This window comes from Enterobacter genomosp. S (genome assembly GCF_001631805.1).
Lineage (GTDB): Bacteria > Pseudomonadota > Gammaproteobacteria > Enterobacterales > Enterobacteriaceae > Enterobacter > Enterobacter quasihormaechei.
The window spans coordinates 82,348-93,283 of record NZ_LVVA01000006.1 but is presented as its reverse complement, the minus strand read 5'-3'; the positions used below and the strand labels follow the sequence as shown (position 1 = coordinate 93,283).

At 56.8% G+C, this 10,936-nt stretch carries 6 protein-coding genes; 5 read left to right on the top strand and 1 reads right to left on the bottom strand.

Going from position 1 to position 10,936, the window contains the following annotated elements; all coding sequences use genetic code 11:
* The first annotated feature begins 293 nt into the window (after window positions 1-293).
* From metA to aceK, 4 genes are all read left to right on the top strand, one after another.
* Window positions 294-1,223, top strand: coding sequence for a homoserine O-acetyltransferase MetA (gene metA, locus A3466_RS06400; protein ID WP_063449888.1), 930 nt, complete (start codon window positions 294-296; stop codon window positions 1,221-1,223).
* Window positions 1,224-1,493: 270 nt separating this feature from the next.
* Window positions 1,494-3,095: a malate synthase A gene (gene aceB / locus A3466_RS06395; protein ID WP_063449887.1), complete on the top strand. Its 1,602-nt coding sequence runs from the start codon at window positions 1,494-1,496 to the stop codon at window positions 3,093-3,095.
* 31 nt (window positions 3,096-3,126) lie between these two features.
* Window positions 3,127-4,431: an isocitrate lyase gene (aceA, locus tag A3466_RS06390; protein WP_063449886.1), complete on the top strand. Its 1,305-nt coding sequence runs from the start codon at window positions 3,127-3,129 to the stop codon at window positions 4,429-4,431.
* 50 nt (window positions 4,432-4,481) lie between these two features.
* Window positions 4,482-6,245: a bifunctional isocitrate dehydrogenase kinase/phosphatase gene (gene aceK / locus A3466_RS06385; RefSeq protein ID WP_063449885.1), complete on the top strand. Its 1,764-nt coding sequence runs from the start codon at window positions 4,482-4,484 to the stop codon at window positions 6,243-6,245.
* Here the strand turns inward: aceK and iclR are convergent.
* Window positions 6,199-7,026: a glyoxylate bypass operon transcriptional repressor IclR gene (iclR, locus tag A3466_RS06380; protein ID WP_074160956.1), complete on the bottom strand. Its 828-nt coding sequence runs from the start codon at window positions 7,024-7,026 to the stop codon at window positions 6,199-6,201. The genes aceK and iclR overlap by 47 nt on opposite strands.
* Window positions 7,027-7,219: 193 nt before the next feature.
* Between iclR and metH the strand changes: the two genes are divergently transcribed.
* A complete protein-coding gene (metH, locus tag A3466_RS06375) occupies window positions 7,220-10,903 on the top strand; it encodes a methionine synthase (protein ID WP_063449883.1) in 3,684 nt (1,227 codons plus the stop codon).
* Window positions 10,904-10,936 lie beyond the last annotated feature (33 nt).

Sequence of the window (10,936 nt, the reverse complement as noted above, 5' to 3'; positions counted from 1 at the left end):
CTCAGAAGTGAAACGCCGTAGCGCCGATGGTAGTGTGGGGTCTCCCCATGTGAGAGTAGGGAACTGCCAGGCATCAATTAAAGAAACCCCGTACCGAAAGGTGCGGGGTTTTTTGCTTTTGCTTTTCTCCCTCTCCCTGTGAGAGGGCCGGGGTGAGGGCATCAAACCGCACCATCCCCTCCTTGAAACTTTCTCACCTTCTGCTTGCAGACTCGACATTAAGCCCATTTCTGGGTATTGTTAGCTGTCTGGATGTCTAAACGTTTATACGTATGCTGTGAGGATTTTAGGTTATGCCGATTCGGGTGCAGGACGAGCTACCAGCCGTCAATTTCTTGCGTGAAGAGAACGTCTTTGTCATGACAACTTCACGTGCTTCTGGTCAGGAAATTCGCCCGCTGAAGGTGCTGATCCTCAATCTGATGCCAAAGAAGATCGAAACGGAGAACCAGTTCCTGCGTTTGCTTTCGAACTCTCCGCTTCAGGTTGATATCCAGCTATTGCGCATTGATGCACGAGAGTCACGCAACACGCCCGCCGAGCATCTGAATAACTTCTATTGTAATTTTGCTGATATCCGCGATGAGAACTTCGACGGACTGATCGTCACTGGCGCACCGCTGGGTCTGGTGGAGTTTAATGACGTTGCCTACTGGCCGCAGATCAGGCAGGTGCTGGAGTGGGCAAAAGATCACGTTACATCCACCTTGTTTGTCTGCTGGGCGGTACAAGCCGCGCTCAATATTCTCTATGGCATCCCTAAGCAAACCCGTAGCGAAAAGCTTTCTGGTGTGTATGAACATCACACCCTTCATCCTCACGCGTTGCTGACGCGCGGCTTTGATGATACTTTCCTTGCGCCTCACTCCCGCTATGCCGATTTCCCGGCACAGCTGATCCGCGATTACACCGACCTGGAAATTCTGGCTGAAACGGAAGATGGCGATGCCTACCTGTTTGCCAGTAAAGACAAACGCATCGCGTTCGTTACCGGCCATCCTGAGTATGATCCCGACACCCTCGCGTCAGAGTATTTTCGTGATGTCGAGGCAGGTCTTAATCCGGAAGTCCCGTATAACTATTTCCCAAAAAACGATCCGCAAAACAAACCAGGAGCCACCTGGCGCAGCCACGGAAATCTGCTGTTCACTAACTGGCTCAACTATTACGTCTACCAGATTACGCCGTACGATCTTCGCCACATGAATCCGACGCTGGAGTAATCGTCTGCATTAAACGATCCTAAAGCGTTTCAGCTATTCAGATCAGGCACCTTCGGGTGCCTTTTTTATTTCCGAAATCCTGTTCAACATACCAGGAAACTTTAACTCTATATTAATCATGAAGTTGTGCTGTTATTAAAATTAAAATGGAAATTGTTTTTGATTTTGGAAAATTTATGGATAGTCTTAATTCTGCTGAGCGAAAACTACACAACGATCTTTCGTTCGCATTGGGGGCGTGATTTTGGATCTTTGATGAGGAGCAGAACGATGACTCAACAGGCAACCACGGTCGATGAATTGACCTTTACCCAGCCGAATGGTGAGCAAGAACAGCAGATTTTGACGGCCGAAGCGGTAGAGTTCCTGACTGAACTGGTGACCCGCTTTACGCCACAGCGCAATAAACTGCTCGCGGCACGCATTCATCAGCAGCAGGAAATCGATAACGGCAAGTTGCCAGGCTTTATTTCGGAAACCGCTTCCATTCGTCATGGTGAGTGGAAAATCCGCGGAATTCCTGAAGATTTACAGGATCGTCGTGTGGAGATCACCGGCCCGGTAGAGCGCAAGATGGTGATCAACGCCATGAACGCCAACGTCAAAGTCTTTATGGCAGATTTTGAAGACTCGCTGGCACCGGACTGGCGGAAAGTGATCGACGGGCAGATCAATCTGCGCGACGCCGTCAACGGCACCATCAGCTACACCAACGAAGCCGGTAAAATTTATCAGCTCAAACCCAACCCGGCGGTGCTGATCTGCCGTGTACGCGGTCTGCATCTGCCTGAAAAACACGTCACCTGGCGCGGAGAAGCGATTCCGGGGAGCCTGTTCGACTTTGCGCTCTACTTCTTCCACAACCACAAAAGCCTGCTGGCGAAAGGCAGCGGCCCCTATTTCTATCTGCCGAAAACCCAGTCCTGGCAGGAAGCGGCGTGGTGGAGTGAAGTATTCAGCTACGCAGAAGACCGCTTCAGCCTGCCGCGCGGCACCATTAAAGCCACGCTGCTGATTGAAACCCTGCCTGCCGTATTCCAGATGCATGAGATCCTCCATGCGCTCCGTGACCATATTGTGGGCCTGAACTGCGGTCGCTGGGATTACATCTTCAGCTACATCAAGACGCTGAAAAACCATGCCGACCGGGTATTGCCGGATCGTCAGGTTGTCACCATGGATAAACCGTTCCTCAGCGCCTATTCGCGCCTGCTGATCAAGACCTGCCACAAACGCGGGGCGTTTGCGATGGGCGGCATGGCGGCGTTTATCCCGAGCAAAGATGCTGAGCGAAACAATCAGGTGCTCAACAAGGTGAAAGCCGACAAAGAGCTGGAAGCGCGTAACGGCCACGACGGTACGTGGATCGCGCACCCCGGTCTGGCCGATACGGCGATGGAAGTCTTTAACCGCGTGCTGGGCGACAACAAAAACCAGCTGTTTGTCACGCGCGAGGACGATGCCCCAACGGCTGAAGAACACCTGCTGGCACCGTGTGCGGGTGAACGCACGGAAGAGGGGATGCGTGCCAACATCCGCGTCGCCGTGCAATACATTGAGGCATGGATCTCAGGCAACGGCTGCGTGCCGATCTACGGCCTGATGGAAGATGCGGCGACGGCAGAGATCTCCCGCACCTCTATCTGGCAGTGGATCCACCATCAAAAAACGCTCAGTAACGGCAAACCGGTTACCAAAGCTCTGTTCCGTCAGATGCTGGCCGAAGAGATGCGGGTCATCCAGGACGAACTGGGCGAGCACCGCTTCAGCAGCGGGCGCTTTGACGACGCTGCGCGCCTGATGGAGCAAATCACCACCTCAGATGACTTAATCGACTTCCTGACCCTGCCGGGCTACCGCTTCCTGGCGTAATTCACCACATAACAATATGGAGCATCTGCACATGAAAACCCGTACCCAACAAATCGAAGAATTACAGAAAGAGTGGACTCAACCGCGCTGGGAAGGCATCCGTCGCCCGTACAGCGCGGAGGAAGTGGTGAAGTTACGCGGCTCGGTAAACCCGGAATGTACGCTGGCGCAGAACGGCGCGGCGAAAATGTGGGATCTGCTGCACGGGGGATCTAAAAAAGGCTATATCAACAGCCTCGGTGCACTGACCGGCGGTCAGGCATTGCAGCAGGCGAAGGCCGGCATAGAAGCCATTTACCTTTCCGGCTGGCAGGTCGCGGCGGACGCCAACCTGGCCTCCAGCATGTATCCGGATCAATCTCTTTATCCGGCCAACTCGGTACCGTCGGTGGTGGATCGGATCAACAATACCTTCCGCCGCGCGGATCAGATCCAGTGGGCCGCAGGCATCGAACCCAACGATCCGCGTTTTATTGATTACTTCCTGCCGATCGTGGCGGATGCGGAAGCGGGTTTCGGCGGCGTGCTTAACGCCTTTGAACTGATGAAATCGATGATTGAGGCCGGTGCAGCGGCCGTTCACTTCGAAGATCAGCTGGCGTCGGTGAAGAAGTGCGGGCATATGGGCGGAAAAGTTCTCGTCCCGACCCAGGAAGCGATTCAGAAGCTGGTTGCCGCGCGTCTGGCTGCTGACGTGCTCGGCGTGCCGACCCTGGTGATTGCCCGTACCGATGCGGATGCGGCGGACCTGATCACCTCTGACTGCGATCCGTACGACAGCGAATTTATTACCGGCGAGCGTACCAGCGAGGGGTTCTATCGCACGCATGCCGGTATTGAACAGGCCATCAGCCGCGGTCTGGCCTATGCCCCTTACGCCGACCTGGTCTGGTGTGAAACGTCCACGCCGGATCTGGCGCTGGCGAAGCGTTTTGCCGATGCGATTCATGCGAAATATCCAGGCAAGCTGCTGGCCTATAACTGTTCGCCGTCCTTCAACTGGCAAAAAAATCTGGACGACACGACCATTGCCAGCTTCCAGCAGCAGCTGTCGGATATGGGCTACAAGTACCAGTTCATCACCCTGGCGGGTATCCACAGCATGTGGTTCAACATGTTCGACCTGGCGCATGCCTACGCGCAGGGTGAGGGCATGAAGCACTACGTTGAGAAGGTACAGCAGCCAGAATTTGCGGCAGGCAAAGAGGGCTATACCTTTGTTTCTCACCAGCAGGAAGTGGGAACCGGCTACTTCGACAATGTGACCACGATTATTCAGGGCGGCACCTCCTCCGTCACGGCATTAACGGGTTCAACCGAAGAAGCACAGTTCTAATTTTTTCCCCCTCTCCCCTTTGGGGAGAGGGCCGGGGTGAGGGGGAATCTATGTCGCGTGGTCTGGAATTATTGATTGCCCAAACCATTCTTCAGGGCTTTGACGCCCAGTATGGCCGTTTTCTGGAAGTGACCTCCGGCGCGCAGCAGCGTTTTGAGCACGCCGACTGGCATGCGGTTCAGCAGGCTATGAAGCAGCGTATCCATCTTTATGACCACCACGTAGGCCTGGTGGTGGAGCAGCTGCGCTGTATTACCGACGGTAAAAGTCCGGATGCGGCATTTTTACTGCGCGTGAAAGAGTGTTACACCCATCTGTTACCCGACTACCCTCGCTTCGAGATTGCGGAGAGCTTTTTCAACTCCGTCTATTGCCGGTTATTTGACCACCGCTCATTATCTCCTGAGCGGTTATTTATCTTCAGCTCCCAGCCTGAGCGCCGCTTCCGTACCATTCCGCGTCCGCTGGCGAAAGATTTCTTTCCCGATCGCGGGTGGGAAAAGCTCCTGCATCGCATCTTAACGGATTTGCCGCTGCGCCTGCCGTGGGAGAACAAACTCCGGGATATCGGCTATATCCATGCGCATCTCCGTGAAACCTACGGCGAGGAGGTACTCAGCCGCAGCCATGTGCAGGTGGCTAACGAGCTGTTCTACCGGAATAAGGCCGCCTGGCTGGTGGGCAAACTGATTACGCCGACGGCCATTGTGCCGTTTCTGTTACCGATCCATCGTACCGACGGTGGGGAACTGTTTGTCGATACCTGCCTGACCACCAGCGCCGAGGCCAGCATCGTTTTTGGTTTCGCCCGCTCCTATTTCATGGTGTACGCCCCGCTGCCGGCCGCCCTGGTGGAGTGGCTGCGCGAGATCCTGCCGGGCAAAACCACCGCCGAGCTGTATATGGCGATCGGCTGTCAGAAGCATGCCAAAACGGAAAGTTATCGGGAGTATCTGCGCTATGTCACCGCGGCGGATGAGCAGTTTATCGAAGCGCCAGGCATCCGCGGCATGGTGATGCTGGTCTTCACGCTGCCTGGCTTCGATCGGGTGTTTAAGGTGATTAAGGATAATTTCGCCCCGCAGAAAGAGATGACCGCCGCCCACGTCCGCGCCTGCTATCAGCTGGTAAAAGAGCACGATCGCGTCGGGCGAATGGCCGATACCCAGGAGTTTGAAAACTTTGTGCTGGATAAGCAGCAGATCGATCCGGCGCTCATGTCGCTGTTAATGCAGGAAGCGCCGACGAAAATCACCGATCTGGGCGATAAAATAGCGATTAGCCATCTCTACATTGAGCGCCGTATGGTGCCGCTCAATATCTGGCTGGAACAGTCAGAGGGCCAGGCATTGCGTGATGCCATCGAAGAGTACGGCAACGCCATCCGCCAGCTCGCCGCCGCTAATATTTTTCCCGGCGATATGCTGTTTAAAAACTTCGGCGTCACCCGTCACGGGCGGGTGGTGTTCTACGATTACGATGAAATTTGCTACATGACCGAGGTAAACTTCCGCGACATTCCGCCGCCCCGTTACCCGGAGGATGAGCTCTCCAGCGAGCCGTGGTACAGCGTTTCGCCGGGCGATGTGTTTCCGGAGGAGTTTCGCCACTGGCTGTGTGCGGACCCACGCATCGGGCCGTTATTTGAAGAGATGCATGAAGATCTGTTCCACGCCAGCTACTGGCGCGGGCTACAAACGCGGATCAAAAATGGACATGTGGAAGATGTTTACGCTTACCGCCGCAAGCAGCGGTTTTGTGTGCGGTTTAACGAATCCCACCATACGCCAGCGTCACCTCTTTCGCGGCCTTAATCACCAGCGCGCCCAGCTCGGTAACGCGATCGTCGGTCATGCGTGAAATCGGCCCGGAAATCGAGATCGCGGCGAACGGCTCGCGGTGCTCATCGAAAATACAGGCCGCGAGGCAGCGCAGCCCCAGCGCATGTTCTTCGTCATCAAACGAATAGCCGCGCTTGCGGGTCAACGCCAGATCTTCTTTCAGATGCACCGGCGACACCAGCGTGGCGTGGGTGTAGGCATGCAGCCCTTTACGGTGCAGCAGCCCGGTCACCTGCTCTTCGCTCAGCTGCGACAGAAACGCTTTCCCCGCCCCGGAGGCGTGCATCGGCAGTTTGCCGCCAATCGGCGCGGACATGCGCATCAGCTGCGTGCACTGCACCTGGTCGATGATAATCGCCTGGTGATCGCTCTGGTCCAGCACCGCAAGGTTGACCGTCTCGCCGGACTCCTCCATCAACTTGCGCAGGATAGGGTGCACAATCGCCAGCAGGTTGCGGCTTTGCAGAAAACTGCTGCCGACAATAAACGCATGCGCGCCCACCGCCCAGTGTCCCAGCTCGCCTACCTGACGCACGAAACCCAGCTGCTGCATGGTGGTCAGCAGACGGTGCGTTGTGGAGTTCGGCAGGCCAGCCTGCTGGGCCAGCTCCGTCAGGGCCACGCTACCATGCGATTCGGCTATCCATTCCAGCAGCTTCAGGCCGCGCGTCAGGGACTGAACCTGTCCGCCGGGCTGTGCGGCAGGGTTGGCAGCAGGTTTTCTGCCGCGTTTAGCGGGAACGGTCGTAACCATGACGAACTCCTTTTTCTGTATCGTGGAAATCATTTTCGTTTTATTTGGTGAATTTGCAACCGCTTTCCTGACTGATCGGAGGAGTGATGGTGAACATGTCTCATGTTCCCGCCGTGTGGCTTTTCGGCCCTGCGAGATTATGCCAGTATGGAATGCAGCCTATTGGCCATGTTGAGCGTTGTCGGGAGCAAGTGTGAGCAGCAAAGTAGAGCAACTACGTACGCAGTTAAATGAACGCATTCTGGTGCTGGACGGCGGCATGGGCACCATGATCCAGGGCTATCGCCTGAGCGAAGACGATTTCCGCGGCGAGCGCTTTGCCGACTGGCCTTGTGACCTGAAAGGAAACAATGACCTGCTGGTGTTGAGCAAGCCGTCCGTGATTAAGGATATCCACAATGCCTACTTTGAAGCGGGTGCGGATATTGTAGAAACCAACACCTTCAACTCGACAACCATCGCCATGGCGGATTACCAGATGGAATCCCTGTCGGCGGAGATCAACTTTGAGGCGGCCAGGCTCGCCCGCGCCTGCGCCGACGAATGGACCGCCCGTACCCCGGATAAACCGCGCTACGTTGCCGGGGTGCTTGGCCCGACGAACCGCACCGCGTCAATTTCACCGGACGTCAACGATCCGGCGTTTCGTAACATCACCTTCGACCAGCTGGTGGCCGCCTATCGTGAGTCTACTAAAGCGCTGGTGGAAGGCGGTTCCGACCTGATCCTGATTGAAACCGTATTCGACACCCTCAACGCCAAAGCCGCGATTTACGCGGTGAAAGAGGAGTTCGAGGCGCTGGGCGTTGACCTGCCGATCATGATCTCCGGCACCATCACCGACGCCTCGGGGCGCACGCTGTCCGGCCAGACCACCGAAGCCTTCTATAACTCGCTGCGCCACGCTGAAGCCCTCTCCTTCGGCCTGAACTGCGCGCTGGGGCCGGACGAGCTGCGCCAGTACGTGCAGGAGCTTTCGCGCATCGCCGAATGCTACGTCACCGCCCACCCGAACGCCGGTCTGCCGAACGCGTTTGGCGAATACGATCTGGATGCCGACACCATGGCGGCACAAATCCGCGAGTGGGCCGAGTCAGGCTTCCTGAACATCGTCGGCGGCTGCTGCGGCACCACGCCGGAGCACATCGCCGCCATGAGCCGCACCGTGGACGGGCTGCCGCCGCGCAAGCTGCCCGAGCTTCCGGTTGCCTGTCGCCTTTCCGGCCTGGAGCCGTTGACCATCGGCGACGACAGCCTGTTTGTGAACGTGGGTGAACGTACCAACGTTACCGGTTCCGCTAAATTCAAGCGCCTGATCAAAGAAGAGAAGTACAGCGAAGCGCTGGACGTCGCCCGCCAGCAGGTGGAAAGCGGGGCGCAGATTATCGATATCAACATGGACGAGGGGATGCTTGACGCCGAAGCGGCGATGGTGCGTTTCCTCAACCTGATTGCCGGTGAGCCGGATATCGCCCGCGTGCCGATCATGATTGACTCCTCCAAATGGGAGGTCATCGAAAAGGGGCTGAAATGCATTCAGGGTAAAGGCATCGTCAACTCCATTTCGATGAAGGAAGGGATCGATACTTTTATTCACCACGCGAAGCTGGTGCGCCGCTACGGGGCCGCCGTGGTGGTGATGGCCTTCGATGAAGTGGGCCAGGCCGATACCCGCGAGCGCAAAATTGAGATATGCCGCCGCGCCTACAAGATTTTGACCGAAGAGGTGGGCTTCCCGCCGGAAGACATCATTTTCGACCCGAACATCTTCGCCGTCGCGACCGGTATTGAAGAGCACAACAATTACGCCCAGGACTTTATCGGCGCGTGTGAAGACATTAAACGCGAGCTGCCGCATGCGCTGATCTCGGGTGGCGTGTCGAATGTCTCGTTCTCGTTCCGTGGTAACGACCCGGTGCGTGAGGCGATCCACGCCGTGTTCCTCTACTACGCCATCCGCAACGGAATGGATATGGGGATCGTTAACGCGGGCCAGCTGGCGATTTACGACGATCTGCCTGCCGAGCTGCGCGACGCCGTCGAGGACGTGATCCTCAACCGTCGTGACGACGCCACCGAGCGCATGCTGGAACTGGCGGAAAAATATCGCGGCAGCAAGTCGGATGAATCAGCCACCGTTCAGCAGGCCGAGTGGCGCGCCTGGGACGTGAAAAAGCGTCTGGAATACTCGCTGGTGAAAGGGATTACCGAGTTCATCGAGCAGGATACCGAGGAAGCGCGTCAGCAGGCAGCCCGCCCGATTGAGGTGATCGAAGGGCCGCTGATGGACGGCATGAACGTGGTCGGCGATCTGTTCGGCGAGGGCAAGATGTTCCTGCCGCAGGTGGTGAAATCCGCTCGCGTCATGAAGCAGGCAGTGGCTTATCTTGAACCCTTCATCGAAGCCAGCAAAGAGAAGGGCTCCAGCAACGGTAAAATGGTTATCGCCACCGTGAAGGGCGACGTGCACGACATCGGCAAAAACATTGTTGGCGTGGTGTTGCAGTGTAATAACTACGAAATTATTGACCTCGGCGTGATGGTTCCGGCAGATAAAATCCTCAAGACCGCACGCGAAGTCAATGCTGACCTGATTGGTCTTTCAGGGCTGATCACGCCATCGCTGGACGAAATGGTCAACGTGGCGAAAGAGATGGAGCGTCAGGGCTTCACCATTCCGCTGCTGATTGGCGGGGCGACCACCTCGAAAGCCCACACGGCGGTGAAAATCGAGCAAAACTACAGCGGGCCGACGGTGTATGTCCAAAACGCCTCGCGCACCGTGGGAGTGGTCTCCGCGCTGCTTTCCGATACCCAGCGGGATGAGTTTGTCGCCCGCACCCGCAAAGAGTACGAAACCGTCCGCATTCAGCACGGCCGTAAGAAACCGCGCACGCCGCCGGTGACGCTCGCCGCCGCGCGCGATAACGACCTGGCCTTCGACTGGGCAAGCTATACGCCGCCGGTCGCGCACCGTCTGGGCGTGCAGGAGGTGGTCGCCAGCATCGAGACGCTGCGCAACTACATCGACTGGACGCCGTTCTTTATGACCTGGTCGCTGGCGGGCAAATATCCGCGCATCCTGGAAGACGAGGTGGTAGGCGAAGAGGCGAAACGCCTGTTTCAAGATGCCAACGACATGCTCGACAGGCTGAGCGCAGAGAAAGCCCTCAACCCGCGCGGCGTGGTGGGCCTGTTCCCGGCAAACCGCGTGGGCGACGACGTGGAAATCTATCGCGATGAAACCCGTACCCACGTGCTGGCCGTGAGCCATCACCTGCGCCAGCAAACGGAGAAAGTGGGCTTTGCCAACTACTGCCTGGCGGATTTCGTTGCGCCAAAGCTGAGCGGGAAAGCCGACTATATCGGCGCGTTTGCCGTCACCGGGGGTCTGGAAGAAGATGCGCTGGCGGATGCGTTCGACGCACAGCACGATGATTACAACAAAATCATGGTGAAGGCGATTGCCGACCGTCTGGCGGAAGCCTTTGCTGAATACCTGCACGAACGCGTACGTAAAGTGTACTGGGGCTACGCGGCGAATGAGAACCTCAGCAACGAGGAGCTGATCCGCGAAAACTACCAGGGGATTCGTCCGGCACCGGGGTATCCGGCCTGTCCGGAACATACCGAAAAAGGCACTATCTGGAAACTGCTGGACGTAGAAGCACATACGGGCATGAAGCTCACCGAGTCATTTGCCATGTGGCCGGGCGCGTCCGTCTCCGGATGGTACTTCAGCCACCCGGACAGCAAGTACTTCGCCGTGGCGCAGCTTCAGCGCGATCAGATTGAGGATTACGCCCAGCGTAAAGGCATGAGCGTGTCAGAGGTAGAACGCTGGCTGGCGCCGAATTTAGGTTACGACGCAGACTAACGTCACTTTTCCTTACAACAAACAGGGCACCTC

What these genes read in the sequence shown, in the direction of transcription:
- metA (WP_063449888.1), top strand. Translation starts at nt 294, where the DNA reads ATGCCGATTCGGGTGCAGGACGAGCTACCAGCCGTCAATTTCTTGCGT.
- aceB (WP_063449887.1), top strand. Translation starts at nt 1,494, where the DNA reads ATGACTCAACAGGCAACCACGGTCGATGAATTGACCTTTACCCAGCCG.
- aceA (WP_063449886.1), top strand. Translation starts at nt 3,127, where the DNA reads ATGAAAACCCGTACCCAACAAATCGAAGAATTACAGAAAGAGTGGACT.
- aceK (WP_063449885.1), top strand. Translation starts at nt 4,482, where the DNA reads ATGTCGCGTGGTCTGGAATTATTGATTGCCCAAACCATTCTTCAGGGC.
- iclR (WP_074160956.1), bottom strand. Translation starts at nt 7,026, where the DNA reads ATGGTTACGACCGTTCCCGCTAAACGCGGCAGAAAACCTGCTGCCAAC.